This window comes from Terrabacter sp. P2_E3 (assembly GCF_056403915.1).
This window is the reverse complement of sequence record NZ_JBFUEN010000009.1, coordinates 256,013-274,486: the sequence shown is the minus strand read 5'-3', so window position 1 is coordinate 274,486 and position 18,474 is coordinate 256,013. Positions and strand designations below refer to the sequence as shown.

Below are 18,474 nucleotides of genomic sequence, written 5' to 3'. Positions count from 1 at the left end.
CGACCGACCCTGCCTCGAGGAGAGCCATGAGCACCAGCGCACCGACCGCGTCCACGCCGTCCCCGCCGCAGGTCGGCCTGAGCGGTCAGGGCCGGAACCTCGCCCTCGCGACCTTTGCCTTCGCGGTGACCTTCTGGGCGTGGAACCTCATCGGGCCGCTCGGGGTGAGGTACACCGAGCAGATGCACCTGAGCAGCAGCCAGAAGGCGCTGCTCGTCGCGACACCGGTGCTCGTCGGTTCGCTCGGGCGCATCCCGGTGGGCGCGCTCACCGACCGCTACGGCGGTCGCGTCATGTTCCCGGTGCTGACCCTGCTCACCGTGCCCTTCGTGCTCCTCGTCGCCCTGGCCGGCAACCTCGAGTCGTTCCCGCTGATGCTCCTCTTCGGCTTCTTCCTCGGCATCGGGGGCACGACCTTCGCGGTCGGGGTCCCCTTCGTCAACGCGTGGTACCAGGCGGATCGGCGCGGGTTCGCCACCGGCGTCTTCGGCGCCGGGATGGGCGGGACGGCGCTCTCATCGGCCCTGACGCCGCGGATGGTGACGTGGTTCGGCTACACGCTGACGCACGTCATCATCGCCGTCCTGCTCGTCGCAACCGCCGCGCTGTGCTGGTCCGCCATGCGCAACTCACCGGCCTGGACGCCGAACACCGACCCCGTCGTCCCCAAGCTGGCGGCCGCGATCAGGCTGCCGGTGACGTGGCAGATGTCGTTCCTCTACGCCGTGGCGTTCGGCGGCTTCGTCGCCTTCTCGACCTACCTGCCGACCTTCCTCAAGGACGTCTACGCCTTCGACCTCACGGCAGCGGGTACGCGCACGGCCGGCTTCGCCGTCGCGGCGGTCGTCGCGCGACCCATCGGTGGGGTGCTGTCGGACCGCATCGGGCCGCGCGCGGTCCTCGCCATCTCGCTCTCCGGCACGACCGTTCTCGCGGTCGTCCTGGCATTCCGGCCGCCCCTCGAGGTGGCGGCGGGCCTGTCGTTCGTCGCCATGGCCTTCTTCCTCGGGCTGGGCACCGGCGGCGTCTTCGCCTGGGTCGCGCGCCTCGCACCGCCGGAGCGGGTGGGCAGCGTGACCGGCCTCGTCGGCGCCGCCGGCGGCCTCGGCGGCTACTTCCCGCCCCTCGTCCTCGGGGCGACCTACGACAAGGTCTTCCCGCAGTACGGCTTCGGGCTCGCCCTGCTCGCACTCGTGGCCGCCTGCGCGCTCGTCTTCTCGCAGGTCGGGATCCGCTCGTCCGGCGACCGTCGGCGCACGGCCTGACGGCAGGCACGGTCTCTCGGGGACGCCGGCGACGCCGGCGACGCCGGCGGCGTCACCGGGCACCCGGGGTGCTCGACCCGGGGTGCCCGGCACCCGGCATACGCCAGCCGTGGGGTCAGCCGTCGGCGTGGCCCAGCGCCGGCTCGCTGATGGACGGACGGCCCGTCCCGAGGTGCCCCGCGAAGCCTCGCAGGAAGGTGCCCTCCTCGGCGACGACGGTGAGGTCGTACCACCCGCCGTTGGTCGACGTGTCGACGACGACGGGTCGACGGCCGACCGTGGTGCGGGCGCCGTACGCGTCCTCGACCGTGACGCGGACTCCGCGCGGCGCCTCGACGGTGACCGACAGGCGCTGCGTGCGCCCGACCCGGGTCACCTCGACGCGGATGCGGTCCGTCCTCGTGTCACCCGCGAAGCGCCGGAAGAAGCCGTTCGGCCCGTGCAGGTGGATGTCGTAGTCGCCGTTGACGGGCCACGTCGCCCGCAGCTCGTCGCCGGCACCCACCGTGTAGCTGTGCGGTGGCCCGGCCGGTTCGACGAGCCGTGCCTGGACGTGCGTGCCTCGGCGCCCGCGGTTGTCGAGGTCGACGGTGACGGCCCCGCGGGTCTGCTGCTCACGGACGACGAGGTCGTAGGGGGTCGGGCGCGCCGGGCGCGTCCCCGGCTCCTGCGACGGCATCTTCCCCTCAGCGGGCGGCGTGGGCCGGTACGACGGGTGTCGCTGGTCGTCGAACGGCTTCCAGCTCGTCGTGCTCGGCAGTGCGGGCACCTTCTCCACGGTCTTCGAGAAGTCGAGGGCCGAGGTGAGGTCGCCGGCGACCGACCGTCGCCACGGCGTGATGTTGGGCTCCTTGACCCCGAAGCGCGTCTCCATGAGCCGGATGACCGACGTGTGGTCGAAGGTCTCCGATGAGACCCAGCCACCCGTGCTCCACGGCGACACGACGAACATCGGCACGCGTGGACCCATGCCGTAGGCGCCGGGGCCGTGCTCGCCGTCGTAGAACTCGTCGGCCGTCGACACCGTCGAGGCGCCAGGGATGACAGGCGAGTTCGCGTGCGGGGGCACGAGGTGGTCGAAGAAGCCGTCGTTCTCGTCGTAGGTGATGAGCAGGACGGTCCTGGCCCAGACCTCGGGATTCGAGGTCAGGGTGTCGAGGACCTTGGAGATGTACCAGGCGCCGTAGTTCGTCGGCCAGTTCGAGTGCTCGCTGAACGCCTCGGGAGCCGCGATCCAGCTGACCGACGGGAGGGTGCCCGCCTCGACGTCCCGGCGCAGCGGCTCGAAGTAGTCCTGCCCGTCACGCGCCCTCGTGCCGCGACGGGCCTTCTCGTAGAACGGGTCTCCCGGCCCGGCGTTGCGGTAGCGGTTGAAGTAGAGCAGCGAGTTGTCACCGTAGTTGCCGATGTAGGGGTCCGACGTCCAGCCCCAGGAGCCGGCGGCGTCGAGCCCGGTGCCCTCGTCCTGGTAGACCTTCCACGACACGCCTGCCTGCTCGAGCCGCTCGGGGTAGGTGCGCCAGTCGTAGCCGAGCTCGTCGTTGTAGAGGACTGGGCCACCACCCTTGCCGTCGTTGCCCGTCCACCCGGACCACAGGTAGTAGCGGTTCGGGTCGGTGTTGCCGATGAACGAGCAGTAGTAGGCGTCGCACACGGTGAAGGCGTCGGCCAGCGCGTAGTGGAAGGCCGCGTCCTGGCGCTCGAGGTAGGCCATCGTCGTCGTGCCCTTGGCCGGCACCCAGCCGTCGTAGTGCCCTCGGTTGACGGCGGCCTGCCCGTCGGTCCAGCTGTGCGGCAGGCCCTCGAGGAAGGCGGCGCCGAGGTCGTCGACGCTCGGGTGGAAGGGCAGGACGTCGCGGGTGCCGTCGGACTGGTGCCACACGTCCTTGCCGCTCGGGAGCCGGACCGGGTGCGGGTCACCGAAGCCGCGGACACCGCGGAGGCTGCCGAGGTAGTGCTCGAAGGACCGGTTCTCCTGCATCAGCACGACGATGTGCTCGACGTCCTTGAGGGACCCGGTGGCCCGGTTGGCCGGGATGGCGGCAGCGCGGGCGATGCTCTCGTCGAGCATCGTCGCGGCGGCGGCGCCACCGGCGATCTTGAGGAAGCGGCGACGGTCGAGGTCGACCATGGAAACTCCTGGTGGTGTGGGGATTCGGGCAGGGTGAGCGATGGCGTATGCCGGGTGGCTCAGCGCGGCGCGTACGCCTTGGGCAGGCGCATGCCGCGGTCGGCCATGATCGTGCGGACGCGGTTCGGGTAGTCGGTGATGACGCCGTCGACGCCGAGGTCCATGAGGGCGCTGATCGTGGCCGGGTCGTCACAGGTCCAAGGGATGACCTTGAGCCCCCGGGCGTGGGCGGCGTCGACCATGGCCCGGTCGGGGTAGAAGCGGAAGCCGGGGTCGGCGACCGTGCCGTTCTGCGGGAAGCCGTAGTTCGGCGAGAGAGCCGTGAGTCCGGGAACCGCCGCCGCGGCGGTCGCAACGAAGTCACCAGCGAAGTCGTCGGCGTCGACACCGCCGAGCCACGGTGACGCGCCGGGCTTGCCGACCTGGATGAAGTCGTGGTTCGTGAGGGCGACGAGCGGCCAGGTCGGCGCGAGCCGGTGCATGACGTTGAGGGCGCCCCAGTCGAAGGACTGGATCGTCACCTGGTCCTCGATGCCCGAGGCATGGATCTCCTCGTAGACGCGGCGCACGAAGAGCTCTCGCGGCGCGGTCTGCTCGGGCGCGCCGGCTTCGACCTTCGTCTCGATGTTGAGGGTCACCTGCTTGGCGCGGTAGGACTTCACGAGGTTCAGCACGTCCCCCAGCTCGACCATCCGGAAGCCGGGCACCCGCTCCTGCTCAGGGAATCCGGGCAGCTGCTGATAGCCGCAGTCCATCGTCCGGATCTGGGCGAGGGTCAGGTCCTTGATGTACTTGCCGACGTACGGGTACATCGGGTCACCGGCCGTGACCGGGGCCGTGTCGCGACACTTCTGGGCGCTGACCTGACGGTCGTGGTTGACGACGACCTTCTCGTCCTTGGTGACCTGCGTGTCGAGCTCGAGCGTCGTCACGCCGAGGCGCATCGCCCTGGCGAAGCCCTCGAGGGACTCCTCGGTCGTCATGCCGATCCCCCCGCGGTGCGCCTGCAGGTCGAAGTGGGTCTGCTGTGGCAGGACGGCGTGGGAGCCTGCGGCGGCGACCGCGGTGGCGGCGGCGCTCGGGCCGAGGGTCAGTGCTGCCAGGGGGCCGGTCAGGGCCAGGCTGACCAGGAGACGGCGTACGTGCATGGGAGATCCTTCGCTCGGGGCTGGGCTGGCCCCTCGACGCTAGGGACGTCCCGCAGGGCTGTGGTGCCCTCGACGTGGCGCTTCCGTGAACCCTGGCCGAACACGGACGAAGCGGACGCCCAGCGCACGTCCGCCGAAACCGGCACCAGCGCCTTCAGCCCGCGCCGCAGGGACCTGCTTACCGTCGCCCCGACGCTCCCTCCCCCGGCAGCCCGACATCCGGGCTCGGGCGTCAGTCCTGCTTCACCGCGGACACGTCGACGCAGAGGACTCCCCTGTTGCCGTCCTGGTCGGCGATCACGGTGAGCGCGGGTGCATCGCTGTCGTCGACGACGGTCCCGCCCGCGGCGAGGACGGCGGCGATCCGTTGCGCGGCCGCCTCGGGCGCGACGTAGACCTCGACGTGGAACCGCTGACCCGTGGTCTGCTGCTCGTCAGCGTCCCCGAACCACAGGTTGGGCACGCGCCTCGTGGCGTCCCGGATCTCGTCACCGGGCGTGCCGCGCCCCTGGGACTCGGCACTCCCCGTCAGGAGGGCGGCCCAGACCGGGGCGATGGTCGACGAGCGCGCGGTGTCGAGGCCGAGCTCGATGTCGCTGACCGACGCCGGGTCGGCCCGGAGCCCGTGGTCGGCGGCGATCTCGGTGATCCGTCGGGCGAGGTCGACGTCCTGCTGCGTCACCCATTCGACGACGTGCTCGGTGCCTTCGTCGTCGCGGTAGATGGCGTCGTCGCTGACCAGCTTGAGGTCGACCCACTCCGTGCCGATCGACACGTGCGGGTGGTGCTGGAGCGTGTCACCCGCCTCGCCCACGGCGGCGACGAACCGGACGCCGGTGCCGAACCCGTCGACCACGTATCGGGCGTGCAGTCCCTGGGCCAGCTTGCGCCAGTCGGTCAGGTCGGCCTCGGCGATCTGTGCGCCCCTCAGCATGTCCATAGACGGGGACCATAGCTGCGATCACCACGGTTGACGGCTCGGAGACATCAGTCCGTTTCCGTCGTCGTCGCAACCGTTCGCGGTTGGGTCCGGTCGACAGCGGACGCCGCCACCATCGCTGTGAGCGGTGGCCGACTCCGAGCCGCGGGGCTCAGGGCACCGGGAAGTCGCTCGGAGCGCCTTCGCCGGTCGCCCCGTCGACGTGCTCGCGGAGCAGGTCGGCGTGTCCGGTGTGGCGGGCGTACTCCTCGATCATGTCGGCCAGCAACCGGCGCAGGCTCATCCCGTCGTGGGTCGTCTGGTCCAGGCCGCCGCGCGACAACGCCTCCGTCAGCGACGCCCGGGAGCGGTGCACGGTCTCGACCCAGAGCGCACGCAGGGCGTCAGGGGTGTCGTCGGCCGCCGTGGCCCAGGCCCAGTCGTCCCAGTCCCTCTCGAGGTCCAGCGCGTCGAAGGGCGACATGAACGCACGACCGGCGAGCCGGTGCTGGAAGTAGAGCTCCTCGACCCAGGCCAGGTGTTTGAGCAGACCGCCCAGCGTCACCGAGGACGCCCCGAGCCGAAGACTCATCCCCGCGGCGGCGACGTCCGCGCACTTCCACGCGAAGGTCAACCGGTTGCGTTCCAGGGTGATCACGGCGGTGTCGACCTCGTCGCCGCGCATGAAGCGCTCGATGTCCCACTCTGGTGGCTGGCCGGGCGTGAAGCCGAAGGTGCTCGTCATACGTCCACACTAGAAAGGCACCCGGACGAGAGACGTCCGCAAACCCGGTCGACCGCGAAGTGGTCGACATCCCGGCGAGGCCGAGACGGCATACGTCGTGCCGAGAGCTCGGCGACCGCGTGCGGGCGGCAGGAGCGCTCACCCGTCCTGGGTCAGCTCGAACAGCTCGCAGGACGTATCCATGTAGCGGGTGGTCGCGCCCAGGTGGCGCATGCCGATGCGCCGGCAGACGGCTTGCGATGGGTGGTTGTCGGGATGGGTCACGGCGATGATCCGGCTCTCGCCGCGCGCGAACGCGTCGACGGATGCGGCGCGCGCAGCCTCGGTCGCGTATCCGTGGCCCCACGTGTCCGGATGCAGGTGCCAGCCGATCTCGACGTCCGCGGGGTCGGATGGATCTTCCCCTGCTGACAGTGGAATGGGTTTGAGGAGAAGGTTTCCCAGCCGCGCGCCGGCCTGGTCGGTGATGACCCAGATGCCGTGGACGGGGTGCTCGCTGATGGCGCGTCGGCGTTCGATCGAGGCGAGCGCCTGGCTACGGGAGGTCATGGTCGTGGGGTCGGCCCCCAGGTAGCGCACGACCTCCCAACGGCCCTCGAGGTCGAGGAGGAAGTCGGCGTCGCCGGCTTCCCATGGTCTGAGAACCAGTCGCGCCGAGGTGATGGTCCGCATGGGCGCAACCTAGCGAACGACCCGAGTCGGTCGCGGGGGTGCTAGGGCCGCATCAGTTCCGTGAACACCGGCTCGTTTCGAATCGGATCCAGGTCGGAGTCGTTCCTTGCCGACTCCCTGAACTCGTCCGACAGCTCGATGGCGTGCTGGAGGTGCTCGAGGGCCTCGCTCGTCCGACCGCACTGACTCTCGCAGCAGGCGAGATTGAAGAACAACATGGGGTACTGCGGGTTGGCACGGACCAACGCTGCTAGACGGGCGGCGACCTCGGCGTACTCCCCCGCCTGGTACCGGGGGGCCAGTGGAGCCCACAGTTCCCAACCTCGGGCCGCGTAGGCCTCTCCTGGCGTGCCCTCGATCGCCAGGAGGGTCGTGTCGCCTTCGAGGGCTGAGGCCTTGCGCCCGGTGCCGGGAGGAGCGAAGAACAAGGTGCCGGTCGGCGCGTCGACCCGGTCCCCGTCGACCTCGAACACCGCATGGCCGTGCAGCACGAGGAACAGTTCCTGGTCAGCGGTCGGGTCGTCTTCGTCGTGTTCGTTGATGAGGACGTCACCCGCCGTGCGGGCGGTCCACACCGTGGCCCCGAAGGCCGAGATGCCCAGGTGGTGGCGGACAGGTCGGTAGTGGGCCCCTGCGTCGCTGAACTCATCGATCTCATCCAGGTGGGCGATTGCGTAGCCGGTCATGGCCCGCTCCTTCGCATGGCGAGCGTTGCCTGCCACGTTACGGGCCCTTCAGGACGGTCGGCTTCCGGAAGGTTGCGGGAACCGCAGGTCACTCGCTCTGCCGGAGCCGCTCATCGGCAGTCGCATGACGGGTATCAGTGCCTCGTGTGAGGCTGCCGACAGGGCGGCTCGAGTTGCCTCGCCCACGGGCTACCGTGGAGCAAGAGGCGTGCGCGGAGCGCGCTGAGGGGCGCCGCTCGAGCGCACGCCTCGTCGCCGAGGAGGTTGGTAGCCCATGGCTGCCCAGCGCGTCGCCGGTCGGGTCGAGAACAGGGTCCGGGGCACGGGATCACCCCACGGAGGCGCGATCGCCCTGCTGCGCGCGGGCCCGCGACTGACCGCTGCCCGCGTGCTCTCGGTCCTGGTCCTCGCCCTGATGCTCGTCCAGTCTCTTCTGGGACTGCTCGTGCCCGGCCTCTACCCCGAGCAGGCCTGGGCGATAGCCGCACTACGCGGCAACGACCTCGTGACGCTGGCAGTCGTCGTGCCCGCGCTCGCGCTGAGCTTGTACCTCAGCGCAACCCGCGCCTCGGCCACGTCGGTCGCCGTGTGGCTCGGCCTGCTCTTCTACGGGATCTACAACTACGCCTACTACGCCTTCGGCGCCGCGTTCAGCGACGTCTTCCTCCTTCACGTCGCCGCCTTCTCGGCCTCGACGTACGCCCTGATCCTGCTCGGGTCGAGCCTCCGGGTCGAAGCCACGGCTGCTCGGATCCGCACCGGCCCGCCAGCACGGTTGGTCGCGGCCTTCACGATGCTGCTCGGGGCGGGGCTCGTCGCCGCTTGGGGGACCCTGTCGGTCCGGTTCGCCGTGACCGGCCTCCTGCCCGTCGACGTCATGCCACCGCAGGCGGTCCACCTCGTCTACGCCCTCGACCTCGGCGTTCTCGCGCCGGCCTTCCTCCTCTCCGGCGTCCTGCTGTGGCTCTGCCGCCCCTGGGGCGCCGTGCTCGCTGCGGCGGCCAACGTCTCTGCCGCCGCCTACCTGCTCGTCCTCGAGGTGGGCGGAGGCTTCCAGTCGAACGCCGGGATCGGCACGGCCACGTGGGCCTCGGCCCCCGCGATCGGTGGCACCGTGCTGTGTCTCCTCGCCGCGGTCACACTGCTCACCGGGAAGTCGCGGGCTGGCGCACCACAGGGGCCGTCGGGGACGCATTGACCCAGAGACGGGTGCGCGTCACCGAGACGTCTGAACGGCGACTTCCGGCGTCCTCCCAGAGCAGCGGGATCACGACCGCTCGACCGGCTTCACTGGCTCTCAGGCGGCCACATCACGTGAAGCCCTTACTGCTGGGCCGGTATCGCAGGGCGACCGCCCCCGACCGGAACTCTTGGCGATCCACGAGCTCCAGCTGGACGCGCTCGCGCAGACCGGCGAGCAAGGTCGGCCCGTGTCCGGCAAGGACCGGCTGCACGACGAACGCGTACTCGTCGATCAGTCCCAGATCTGCCAACGCCAGGGGAAGCGTCACGCCACCCACGAACAGACCCTCGCCTGGCTCCTGCTTGAGCCGCTGAACCGCTTGCCCCACGTCGCCTCGCACCAGCTCCGCATTCCAGTCGACCCCGCTCAGCGTGCTCGACACGACGTGCTTCTTCGTCCGGTTGATGGTCTCGGCGAACGGGATCTGCCACTCATCCATCCAGTCAGGCCACGTGCCCGTGGCCGGCTGCCGCCACGCCGACTCCATCATCTCGTAGGTCACCCGGCCGAACAGCAGGGCATCGGCTCGTTCCAGCTCGGCCGTCCAGTAGCGCATCGACTGCTCGTCGGGGGGTAGCCCCGCCTCGTGATGGCAGCAGCCGTCGAGTGTGACGTTGATCGAGTATCGAAGTGGTCTCATCTCGTTGCTCTCCCTTGAGGCGCGCAGCGCGTCTTCACCGGACCGTACTCAAACTCCCCCGGCCGGGCCACCGACGAGGTTCAGGGGCCGCTTGCTCGGCCGCCAAGATCGGATTCGCCGTACACAGGGGCCGATGGAGAGTGCCGACAGTCAGGCGCCGGCCTGCGCAAGCTCCTTCGGCTCGGTGACGGGGTCGTCGGAGAGCATCTGACGTCGGGCGATGGTGCGCAGATCCTCGCGGCCCTGCTCGTCGAGCGGCTCTCCGTTGGCGAGCTCCACCTCGACGACCAGCCACTGCCAGAGCTCTCGCACGAAGGCTCGGAACTGCTCGCGACCCCGGTCTGTCAGCTCCACCCGACTGTCCACCGCCTGGAGCAGCCCGCGCATGACGCAGTCGTCGATCGCCGGTTGGATCAGGGCCATCGGCACCCGGTGGGAGGAGGCGATGTCGTAGGGGTCTGCCGGGCCGTGCACATGGATCTGTTGGATCGCGACCTGGCGCAGGGTCCAGACCTGGACGCCGTCGAGCCCGGACTGGGAGGACAGCAGCAGCCTCTCGGCGGCCTCGGGCAACCGAGTCCGCAGGATCCGCACGACCTGGCCCTCGAGCTGCTCCTGCGCCGAGCGCTGGTCCGGGATCGCGAAGGCCGGTCCGATCTCGGATGCCCCTGGCTGAGTCAGCCCGCGCATCGCGACCTGCTTGAGGAACAACGCGACCACGAAGGCCAGCACGGCGACGGGGATGGCGGAGGCGAACACGTACTGAAGCGTGTCGGCATAGGCCGCCACGACCGCAGCCTGTTGAGCCGGCGGCAGGCCTTGGACAGCCGCGGGCGAGGTGACCTGTGTCGGGTCCGCGCCGGTGGCAACGACGGCCTTGGCCAGGTTGGGAGCCAGCTGGTTGGCGTACAGCGTGCCGAACGCGGCCGCCCCGAACGAGCTTCCCATGGTCCGGAAGAAGGTGACTCCCGACGTCGCCACCCCCAGGTCGCGGTACTCCACCGTGTTCTGGACGATGATCGTCAACACCTGCATCGACAGACCGATGCCGACACCGAGCACGAGCATCGCGCCGGACGTCTCAAGGGTCGTCGAGTGCTGGTCGAGCCGCGAGAGCAACCACATCCCGACCGCCATCACCACCGAGCCGACGATCGGGAAGACCCGGTAGCGGCCGGTCTTGCTGACCACGTTGCCGGCACCCACCGACGCCACGATGAGCCCGAGCACCATCGGCAGTGTCCGCAGCCCGGACACCGTGGCACTGACGCCTTGGCAGAACTGCAGGTACGTCGGAAGGAACGTCATGCAGCCCAGGAGAGCGAAGCCGACGATGAAGCTGAGAACCGAGCTCACGCTGAACACGTTCCGCCGGAACAGTCTCAGCGGAAGGATCGGCTCGGCCGCTCGGTGTTCGGCCACGACGAAGCAGCCCAGGAACACGACGCCCCCGAGCACCAGCCCGATGATGGTCGGCGATCCCCAACCGTACTCAGACCCGCCCCAGCTCGTCGCAAGGATCAGCGCGGCCGACCCGAGCGAGATGAAGACGATGCCGAAGGTGTCGAAGATCGGGCGCCCGGAGGTCGGCACGGACGGGAGGAACTTGACAGCCAACGGGATGATGACGAGTGCGATCGGGACGTTGACGTAGAAGACCCACTGCCACGACAGGTGGTCGGTGAAGAAGCCGCCGAGCAGAGGCCCGAGCACCGTCGTTCCCCCGAAGACCGCGCCCATCGCGCCCTGGTACTTGCCCCGCTCACGCAACGGGATGATGTCGGCGATCATGGCCGTGGCGGTGATGGTCAGGCCGCCTCCACCGATGCCCTGCAGGGCGCGTGACGCGATGAGCCAGGTCATCGAGTGGGAGAGCCCGGCCAGCATCGAGGCGACGGTGAACAGCACGATGCTGCCGATGAAGATCGACTTCCGGCCGAACAGGTCCCCGAACTTGCCACCGAGGATCGTGGCGATGGTCTGGGTCAGCAGGTACGCCGTCACCACCCAGCTCATGTGCTGCGCACCACCCAGGTCGCCCACGATCGTCGGCAGAGCAGTGGCCACGATCGTCCCGTCGAGCGCCGCCAAGAGCATCCCGCCCATGATCAGCGCGAAGGCGACGTTGCGCTCCGACGAGCCCAGCAGCGGCGGGTCGCCGACCTCGGTCAGATCGTCCTCGGACGCCTCCACCTGGCTCATTTGCTCACACTAGGCCCGAACCACCGGGCCCGCCCCTCCATCGAAGCCACCGTTGCCCCCCCCCCGGGGTTGACCGATGCTCTACAGCCCGAACGTGTGCCACTCGCCTTCGGAAACCACCTCGACACAGTCGCCGATGACCTTGATGGCGGTCTGCTCGTCGATGACATAGGCCGGGCCGCCGATCTCAGCGGCCCACCGCTCCGCGTCCGCAAGGGTGTTCGTCGGAAAAGCGTTCAAGTGAGGGAAGATCGCGAACTCCACGAGCCCCAGAGTCCGATCGTCGCTTGCCGCCGGCCACTTGACGAAGTCCGAACCGATGCGGGGTGCCATGACCATGCTCCCGGCGCTCACTCCGACCCAGGTCGTGTCGGTCAGGGAGGACAGCTGGTCGACCAGGCCGGATTGCCGCAGCCAGTGACACAGGTACGCGGCATCGCCGCCGTCGACGAGCAGAACGTCGGCCTCACGGATCCATTCGACCCATCGCTCCGTGCCGATGGTGGGTAGGGCGGTGAGCTCGAGGACACCCACGGACTTCCACCCCAGCGAGGTCATGGCGTCTCCCGGGTCCCCGCCGGTGACGAATCGGTGCACCGACCGCGGCCCGCACATGGGGTGCCCCCATTGGGCGGTCGGGATGCAGAGCGCGGCAGACTCGGAGATCGGCTTGCCCAACATGCCGACGAGCGCATCGCGAATGCTGGTGTTCGTGACGCCGCCCGAGGTGAGAAGCAGCTTCATCGCTGGGGCTCCTTGGTGTGGCTGGACTTCGGGACAACGGACGGGCCGGCGGAGGCGCCCCGGACGTTGACGGGTGTTGACACCGTACACACAGACCGGCGGTCGGCGGGAACCAGTGCAGGGTGACGCCCGCTCCGCTCACGTCTGCGTGCCGACCGGCTCGGACGCGCGGGCGAGGCTGGCACCCAGCGTGGCGGCATACGTCCCCGCCCAGCGGCGGACGTGCTCTTCCTGGTCGGCGACCTCGCTCTCGAGCAGCGCAACGGTGGGCGTGGGCACGTCGGCGCCGAGCTCGACGAGGAGGTCGCGCAGCGCGGTCGCGACGGCGTCGCGGTGAGCGGGCGCGCCGGCGATCGCCACCGGCACCGCCGCGACCCCCGCGAGGTCGCCTTGGCTCAGCTCGTCGAGAAAGAGCTTGAGCAGCCCGCTGTAGGTCGCCTTGTACGTCGGGGTCGCCACGACGAGCAGCCCGGCGCGCCTCACGACACCGAACGGGTCCTCGACGGGAGCCGAGGCCCGCGCCACCACGGCCCCGAAGGTGACCGCCTCGCCCAGCTCGATGACGACGGGCACCCCCAGGCGTATGCCGTCCGGCGCGGCTCGTCCGTCCGTCTCCACCGTCTCGGCGAGCGAACGCACGACGAGGTCCGCCAGGGCTCGCGTGCGCGAGCCGACCCGCGGGTTGCCGACGAGCTCGACGACCTCGACCACCGTGCCAGCGGCCGCAGGCGTCGCCGTCACGCGCTCGCCCTGACGCCGGTCCGCAGGGGCTCGGCCGACGCACCGTGAGCGGCCGACACCCCTGTCCCCCAGTCGGATGCGGGCCGCGCTGGCCCCAGGCCGAGGTGATCCCGGAGGGTGGCACCCTCGGCGTAGTCGCGGCGCAGGACGCCGCGCTCCTGCAGCAGCGGCACCACCCGGTCGGCGAACTCGTCGAGTCCGCCCGGGGTGATGTGCGGGACGAGGATGAAGCCGTCACTGATCTCGGTCGCGACGGCGTGCTCGAGGGCGCGGGCCACGGTCTCCGGTGAGCCGACGAAGGTCTGGCGACCGGTCAGCTCGATGACGACCTCGCGGATGCTGAGCCCCTTGGCCTCGGCCACGGCTCGGTAGCGGGCCGCCTCGACAGCGGGGTCACCGACCTGCCGGGCGCGGCCGCGGACGATCGAGGACGCGTCGGAGACGATCGGGTCGACGGTCGGCAGCGGGCCGTCGGGGTCGTAGTCGGACAGGTCGCGGTTCCAGACCTGCTCGAGCAGGAGGATCGCCGTCTGCGGGCTCACCTGCTGGCGCCGCACCTCGGCCGCCCGGGCGACGGCCTCGGCGTCGGTGTCACCGAGCACGAACGTGGCAGCCGGGAGGATCTTGAGGTCGTCCGGCCGCCGGCCGTAGCGCTCGAGCCGTCCCTTGACGTCGCGGTAGAACTCGCGCGCGCCGTCCCCGGTGGAGTGGCGGCTGAAGATGGCGTCCGCACTGCGCGCTGCGAGCTCGCGGCCGTCGCTCGAGTCGCCGGCCTGCAGGACGACGGGATGGGCCTGTGGGCTCCGGGGCACGGTGAAGCGGCCGGCGACGTCGAAGTGCTTGCCGCGGTGCTCGAAGGTCCCCGCGGAGGCATCGGACAGGAAGTCGGCCCCGTCCGCCCGCACCGCGTCGACCGGCCAGGAGTCCCACAGCTCGCGGGCCGTCGCGATGAACTCCTCGGCGCGCTCGTAACGCTCGGCGTGCGGGAGGAACCCTCCGCGCCGGAAGTTCTCACCCGTGAAGGCGTCGGAGCTCGTCACGACGTTCCACGCGGCGCGTCCTCCGGACAGGTGGTCGAGGGTCGCGAACTGGCGCGCGACCTCGTAGGGCTCGTTGAACGTCGTGTTGATCGTGCCGGCGAGACCGAGGTGCTGCGTCACCGCAGCCAGCGCGGCGAGGACGGTGAACGTGTCGGGCCGGCCGACGACGTCGAGGTCGTGGATCCGACCTCGTTGCTCTCGCAGCCGCAGCCCCTCCGCGAGGAAGAGGAAGTCGAACCGGCCGCGCTCGGCCGTCTGCGCGAAGTGGGTGAACGACGACAGGTCGATGTGGCTGCCCGAGGCCGGGTCGCTCCACACCGTCGTGTTGTTGACCCCCGGGAAGTGGGCGCCGAGGATGACCTGCTTGCGGTGCTGCGTCATGGGAGCTCCCTTCTCACGCCGACGCGGCGGCGTAGCGGTTCACGGCGACGGGCAGGCCGAGGCGCTCGCGCAGCGTGCCGGGGTCGTATGCCGTCCGGAAGGCCCCAGCGCGCTGGAGCGCGGGCACGAGCTCGTCCACGACCGCGGCGAGGTCGTCGATGACGACGGCCGGACGCAGCCGGAAGCCGTCGTAGCCGACGTCGTGCCAACGGAGCAGGAGCGACGCGAGGTCGGCAGCGGTGCCCGTGAAGACGTGGGCATCGGACGTCAAGGGCGACCCCGCGGCCTCGTCGAGCCGCCGTCGCCGGGTCCGGGCTGCGTCTGTCGTGCTCCCCAGGACCACGACGAGGTCGGCGAAGACCGTGAGGGGACGGGCGTTGCGCCCGACCCGCGCCTCTGCCCCTCGGACCTCGCCGAGGATGCTCGCGGCCTGCTCGTCGTCGTGCGGCGTCACGAAGACGACGTCCGCCGACCGGGCCGCCAGCTCGTACGGGATCGTCTGGTGCGCCAGGGCGGTGACGACGGGCTGCCCCTGTGGTGGTCGCGGCGTGATCGACGGGCCTCGGACGCTGAAGTGCCGGCCCTCGAAGTCGACATGGTGCAGCCGGTCCCGGTCGACGAACCGCCCGGTCGTGACGTCGCGGATCTCGGCGTCGTCCTCCCAGCTGTCCCAGAGCCGCCGGACGACCTCGACGTGGTCGGCAGCCTCGTCGAAGCGCTCGCGCACGGCAGCGCGGCCCTCGGGACTGGAGGCGAGGTCCCGTCGGATCGGGGGGAGGGTGCGACGACCGACGTTGCCGGTCTCGCCGCGTGTGCCACCCACCTGCACCCGCCAGCCAGCACGACCGTGGCTCACGTGGTCGAGGGTGGCGACGGCCTTGGAGACGTGGAACGGCTCGGTGTGGGTCGTCGTGACGGTCGGGACGAGGCCGACGTGCCGCGTCAGGGGCGCGACCGTGGCCGCGACGAGGAGGGCGTCGAGCCGCCCGCGCACCTGGTCGGTGCGCGTGTCGACGTCGTCGGAGAAGGGGTCCGCCGACTGGAGATCGAGACTGTCCTCGATCGTCACGAAGTCGAGCAGGCCGCGTTCGGCCGTGGTGGTGAGGTCGGCCCAGTAGCGGGCGGTGAGGAGGTCGGCCGGCCGCGCACCAGGCTCGCGCCACGCTGCCGGGTGCCATCCCGCACCGTCGAGGGCGACGGCGAGGTGGATCGGCGTGGCGTTCGGAGTGAGGCCAGTCACCAGTCGACTCCCTTCTGCTGCAGCTCGATCGGCCTGAGGTTCGTGCCGGTGAGCGCGTACGTGGTCATCTCGGTGAGGCGCGGGGAGTACACGTGCAGGCTCACCGCCGGGTCCGGGCCCTCGTTGCTCACGTGGTGCACGTAGCGACGTCCGAACGTGCGCTGCTGGCCGGGCCGCAGCCGGCCGACGTCCTCACCGACCTGCGGGGTCCGGTCGGGACCGTCCAGATCGGCGACGCGCTCGCTCAGCTGTCCCTGCAGGACGACGAACGAGCCGGCGCTCTGCCCGTGGTCGTGCCACTCCGTCGCTTGGCCGGGGAGCCAGGTGAGCAGCCAGGCCTCGTGGTCGGGCTCGGCGGCGATCCGGGCGTAGTAGCGGCTGATGGGGTCGAAGTCGACGAGGCCGGCCCAGAGGGCACGGTCGCCCGCGAGGCGCCGAGCCGTCTCCGCGAGGTTGACGGCGGTCCGTGGTGCGAACGTCGATGGCGTCCCGGCGCCGGGCGCAGAGAGCGTGGTGAGGGCGGTGGTCCGGTCGGGGCGGGTGCGCAGAGGCATGGCAAGGCTCCTGAAGGTGTGAGGGTGGGTCGAGACGGACTACGGGGACGCCGCGCGCCACAGCCGGGCCCAAGGGGGCCGGCGACGCTGCGCACGCGGTCGTCTGGTCGTCAGCCCCGACAGAGGGCGCTGCTCACCCGGGAGAGGTCGACGTGCCGGCGGCGGTGAGCCCACAGGGCGTGGCCGGGGGATCGCCGTTCGGTGGTGTGCGTCACGGGAAACCCTTGTGTCCGTGGGGCCCTCGTCAAGCCCGCGCTTGCGTCGACCGAGGGGTCGACGCCTGGTCCTCACCCGGGGCACCCCACCGCGGAGGAGGGTTGCCGCCCAGCAAGCCGGGGCTTGTCGCTGGAACTCATGACCTGCAGAGAAGATAACATACCTGTTTGGTAGGGATAGCGGGCGACCACCCCCTGAGATGCCACCGAGGCCACGGACCGTCGGGTTCCTCGTCGTGACGGTGCTGCCCGCTGGTGACGTCAAGGACACCGCCTCAGCACTGGTCGACCCGGTGCTCGTCATCGTCGTGTCACTCATGGTGCTCCCGGCCCCGGTCGGCTTCGTCCGGACCATGCTGCGCGAGCTGCTCGAGATGAAGCCTCCCCCCGAGATCGAGCACCCGGCCCGTCAGGCCGTCACCGAGCGGCTGCGCCACCTGAGTGTGGCCACCTGGATCAACGTCGAGCTCTCCTGCGACCCCGCCTGGCAGCAGGGCTGACGGGGTCAGCAGATCGGTGCCGATCACCCACGGAGGGGGAATCGGCACGCCCGCTCCCCCGGCACGATCGGGAGACGACCAGCCCGCCACCACGAGGAAGATGAGGCCGCTGTGAACCCGGTGCTCGCGTTCGTCATCGTCATGCTCGTCTGGACCGTGAGCGACCTCGTCGCGAAGAAGACGAGGTCGCTGCTGTCCTCGCTCTTCGTCGCCTCGATCATCTTCTTCGTCGGCTTCCTCACCGACGTCTTCCCCGAGGACCTCCTCGCGAGCTCGAGCCTGCTCGCGCTCGCCGGCGTCGTCGTCGGCTTCGTCATCGTCCACCTCGGCACCATGATCAGCCTCGACGACTTCAAGAAGCAGTGGAAGACGCTGCTCGTCGGCATCGCCACTGTCATCGGCATCGGACTTGCCCTGCTGCTGGCCGGATTCATCTTCGGGCCTCGGATCACGGGCTCCGCGGCCGACGGCTATGCGCAGGCTCTCGACTTCGTGATCGCCGGCACCGGCGCCTTGAGCGGGGGCACCATCTCGGTCCTCATCGTCCAGGAGGCGGCCCTCGGCGTCGGCCTGACGAGCATCGCCGTCTTCCCCGTCCTCATCGCCGCGCTCCAGGGGCTCATCGGCTTCCCGCTCACCTCGATCATCCTGCGCCGCGAGGCCGCCCGGCTGAAGGAGGAGTACCGAGCGGGCACGCTGGCGCCGGTGGTGGCCGCGGGGGCCGCCGCCGCCAGCGGCGGGGGCGATGGCGGCGGCAGCAAGGGCGACGCCGGCAGCAGCGGGGACGGCGCCACGCCGCCCGCCGAGCCCGTGCCGGAGACGAAGCTGCCCGGCGCCCTCCGCACGACGGCCGGCACCCTCTTCATCGTCGGGGTCGTCGTGCTCATCAGTCTGGGCATCAACAACGTCACCGACGGCATCCTCAACACGTTCGTCGTGGCCCTGCTCTTCGGCATCGGCCTGCGCACGACGGGGATCTTCAAGCCGTCGGTCCTGTCGGGCATCGACGCCTTCGGTCTCATGATGATCGCCATCATGATCCTCGTCTTCGGACCCCTGGCGACGGTGAAGCCCAGCGACGTGTCAGCGCTGGCCGTGCCGCTGCTCATCGCCTTCGCCTTCGGGATCGTCGGGATCGCGAGCTTCTCGGCTCTCGTCGGCAAGCTGCTCGGCTACAGCGTGTCGATGTCCGTGGCGATCGGGCTCACCTCGCTCTACGGCTTCCCCGGCACGATGATCCTGTCCCAGGAGGCCGCCAAGGGAGCCGGAGAGACCCCCGAGGAGGTGGCCGCGATCGAGAACGAGATCCTGCCCAAGATGATCGTCGCCGGCTTCTCGACCGTGACGATCACGTCGGTCATCGTCACGAGCATCATCGCCGGCCGGATCGGTGGCGGCTGAGCCGTCG

General features: G+C 70.4%; 18 protein-coding genes and 1 riboswitch. Of the genes, 4 read left to right on the top strand and 14 right to left on the bottom strand.

All coding sequences use genetic code 11. The features are described 5' to 3' along the window. The first annotated feature begins 26 nt into the window (after positions 1-26). Positions 27-1,265 carry an MFS transporter gene (locus AC1DW8_RS13735; protein ID WP_056825087.1) on the top strand — a complete coding sequence of 413 codons (1,239 nt, stop codon included), beginning with the start codon at positions 27-29 and terminating at the stop codon, positions 1,263-1,265. 115 nt (positions 1,266-1,380) lie between these two features. Here the strand turns inward: AC1DW8_RS13735 and AC1DW8_RS13730 are convergent, their stop codons facing one another. From AC1DW8_RS13730 to AC1DW8_RS13705, 6 genes are all read right to left on the bottom strand, one after another. Next, positions 1,381-3,396, bottom strand: a complete 2,016-nt coding sequence (locus AC1DW8_RS13730; RefSeq protein WP_056772943.1) for a phosphocholine-specific phospholipase C — start codon at positions 3,394-3,396, stop codon at positions 1,381-1,383. A 59-nt stretch (positions 3,397-3,455) separates the two neighbouring features. Then, positions 3,456-4,544, bottom strand: coding sequence for a glycerophosphodiester phosphodiesterase family protein (locus AC1DW8_RS13725; protein ID WP_478094680.1), 1,089 nt, complete (start codon positions 4,542-4,544; stop codon positions 3,456-3,458). A 232-nt stretch (positions 4,545-4,776) separates the two neighbouring features. Then, positions 4,777-5,484 (bottom strand): VOC family protein, encoded by a 708-nt coding sequence (locus tag AC1DW8_RS13720; protein ID WP_478094678.1) that lies wholly within the window; start codon positions 5,482-5,484, stop codon positions 4,777-4,779. A 151-nt stretch (positions 5,485-5,635) separates the two neighbouring features. Further along, positions 5,636-6,208, bottom strand: coding sequence for a mycothiol transferase (locus AC1DW8_RS13715; RefSeq protein WP_478094676.1), 573 nt, complete (start codon positions 6,206-6,208; stop codon positions 5,636-5,638). 138 nt (positions 6,209-6,346) lie between these two features. Next, a complete protein-coding gene (locus AC1DW8_RS13710) occupies positions 6,347-6,880 on the bottom strand; it encodes a GNAT family N-acetyltransferase (RefSeq protein ID WP_478094674.1) in 534 nt (177 codons plus the stop codon). A 41-nt stretch (positions 6,881-6,921) separates the two neighbouring features. Beyond that, positions 6,922-7,566 carry a TPR end-of-group domain-containing protein gene (locus tag AC1DW8_RS13705; RefSeq protein WP_478094672.1) on the bottom strand — a complete coding sequence of 215 codons (645 nt, stop codon included), beginning with the start codon at positions 7,564-7,566 and terminating at the stop codon, positions 6,922-6,924. 274 nt (positions 7,567-7,840) lie between these two features. Between AC1DW8_RS13705 and AC1DW8_RS13700 the strand changes: the two genes are divergently transcribed. Continuing rightward, a complete protein-coding gene (locus AC1DW8_RS13700; RefSeq protein ID WP_478094670.1) occupies positions 7,841-8,764 on the top strand; it encodes a hypothetical protein in 924 nt (307 codons plus the stop codon). A 112-nt stretch (positions 8,765-8,876) separates the two neighbouring features. On the opposite strand, the gene AC1DW8_RS13695 is transcribed toward AC1DW8_RS13700, so the two are convergent. The 8 genes from AC1DW8_RS13695 to AC1DW8_RS13660 form a co-directional block, all read right to left on the bottom strand. Next, positions 8,877-9,449, bottom strand: a complete 573-nt coding sequence (locus AC1DW8_RS13695; RefSeq protein ID WP_478094668.1) for a dihydrofolate reductase family protein — start codon at positions 9,447-9,449, stop codon at positions 8,877-8,879. Positions 9,450-9,599: 150 nt separating this feature from the next. Further along, the gene (locus tag AC1DW8_RS13690) at positions 9,600-11,651 is read right to left on the bottom strand and encodes an MDR family MFS transporter (RefSeq protein WP_478094666.1); all 2,052 of its coding nucleotides are present in this window, start codon (positions 11,649-11,651) and stop codon (positions 9,600-9,602) included. A gap of 81 nt (positions 11,652-11,732) precedes the next feature. Further along, positions 11,733-12,395 (bottom strand): Type 1 glutamine amidotransferase-like domain-containing protein, encoded by a 663-nt coding sequence (locus AC1DW8_RS13685; RefSeq protein WP_056825073.1) that lies wholly within the window; start codon positions 12,393-12,395, stop codon positions 11,733-11,735. 138 nt (positions 12,396-12,533) lie between these two features. Then, positions 12,534-13,136, bottom strand: a complete 603-nt coding sequence (locus tag AC1DW8_RS13680; protein WP_478094664.1) for an NADPH-dependent FMN reductase — start codon at positions 13,134-13,136, stop codon at positions 12,534-12,536. Further along, positions 13,133-14,557, bottom strand: a complete 1,425-nt coding sequence (locus AC1DW8_RS13675) for an NtaA/DmoA family FMN-dependent monooxygenase (protein WP_478094662.1) — start codon at positions 14,555-14,557, stop codon at positions 13,133-13,135. The genes AC1DW8_RS13680 and AC1DW8_RS13675 overlap by 4 nt, the downstream gene beginning before the upstream one ends. Before the next feature lie 13 nt (positions 14,558-14,570). Beyond that, positions 14,571-15,797 (bottom strand): LLM class flavin-dependent oxidoreductase, encoded by a 1,227-nt coding sequence (locus AC1DW8_RS13670; protein ID WP_478094660.1) that lies wholly within the window; start codon positions 15,795-15,797, stop codon positions 14,571-14,573. After that, positions 15,794-16,351, bottom strand: a complete 558-nt coding sequence (locus AC1DW8_RS13665) for a cysteine dioxygenase (protein ID WP_056825067.1) — start codon at positions 16,349-16,351, stop codon at positions 15,794-15,796. The genes AC1DW8_RS13670 and AC1DW8_RS13665 overlap by 4 nt, the downstream gene beginning before the upstream one ends. A gap of 110 nt (positions 16,352-16,461) precedes the next feature. Next, positions 16,462-16,566 (bottom strand): putative leader peptide, encoded by a 105-nt coding sequence (locus AC1DW8_RS13660; protein WP_478094657.1) that lies wholly within the window; start codon positions 16,564-16,566, stop codon positions 16,462-16,464. Between the two features lie 32 nt (positions 16,567-16,598). After that, a riboswitch (SAM riboswitch) is annotated at positions 16,599-16,711 on the bottom strand. Between the two features lie 55 nt (positions 16,712-16,766). Between AC1DW8_RS13660 and AC1DW8_RS13655 the strand changes: the two genes are divergently transcribed. Continuing rightward, positions 16,767-17,066 carry a hypothetical protein gene (locus tag AC1DW8_RS13655; protein ID WP_478094655.1) on the top strand — a complete coding sequence of 100 codons (300 nt, stop codon included), beginning with the start codon at positions 16,767-16,769 and terminating at the stop codon, positions 17,064-17,066. Positions 17,067-17,177: 111 nt separating this feature from the next. Then, positions 17,178-18,467 (top strand): hypothetical protein, encoded by a 1,290-nt coding sequence (locus AC1DW8_RS13650; protein ID WP_478094653.1) that lies wholly within the window; start codon positions 17,178-17,180, stop codon positions 18,465-18,467. Positions 18,468-18,474: the final 7 nt, after the last annotated feature.

Coding starts and splice junctions, on each gene's coding strand:
- AC1DW8_RS13735 (WP_056825087.1), top strand. CDS start 27: ATGAGCACCAGCGCACCGACCGCGTCCACGCCGTCCCCGCCGCAGGTC.
- AC1DW8_RS13730 (WP_056772943.1), bottom strand. CDS start 3,396: ATGGTCGACCTCGACCGTCGCCGCTTCCTCAAGATCGCCGGTGGCGCC.
- AC1DW8_RS13725 (WP_478094680.1), bottom strand. CDS start 4,544: ATGCACGTACGCCGTCTCCTGGTCAGCCTGGCCCTGACCGGCCCCCTG.
- AC1DW8_RS13720 (WP_478094678.1), bottom strand. CDS start 5,484: ATGGACATGCTGAGGGGCGCACAGATCGCCGAGGCCGACCTGACCGAC.
- AC1DW8_RS13715 (WP_478094676.1), bottom strand. CDS start 6,208: ATGACGAGCACCTTCGGCTTCACGCCCGGCCAGCCACCAGAGTGGGAC.
- AC1DW8_RS13710 (WP_478094674.1), bottom strand. CDS start 6,880: ATGCGGACCATCACCTCGGCGCGACTGGTTCTCAGACCATGGGAAGCC.
- AC1DW8_RS13705 (WP_478094672.1), bottom strand. CDS start 7,566: ATGACCGGCTACGCAATCGCCCACCTGGATGAGATCGATGAGTTCAGC.
- AC1DW8_RS13700 (WP_478094670.1), top strand. CDS start 7,841: ATGGCTGCCCAGCGCGTCGCCGGTCGGGTCGAGAACAGGGTCCGGGGC.
- AC1DW8_RS13695 (WP_478094668.1), bottom strand. CDS start 9,449: ATGAGACCACTTCGATACTCGATCAACGTCACACTCGACGGCTGCTGC.
- AC1DW8_RS13690 (WP_478094666.1), bottom strand. CDS start 11,651: ATGAGCCAGGTGGAGGCGTCCGAGGACGATCTGACCGAGGTCGGCGAC.
- AC1DW8_RS13685 (WP_056825073.1), bottom strand. CDS start 12,395: ATGAAGCTGCTTCTCACCTCGGGCGGCGTCACGAACACCAGCATTCGC.
- AC1DW8_RS13675 (WP_478094662.1), bottom strand. CDS start 14,557: ATGACGCAGCACCGCAAGCAGGTCATCCTCGGCGCCCACTTCCCGGGG.
- AC1DW8_RS13665 (WP_056825067.1), bottom strand. CDS start 16,351: ATGCCTCTGCGCACCCGCCCCGACCGGACCACCGCCCTCACCACGCTC.
- AC1DW8_RS13655 (WP_478094655.1), top strand. CDS start 16,767: ATGCCACCGAGGCCACGGACCGTCGGGTTCCTCGTCGTGACGGTGCTG.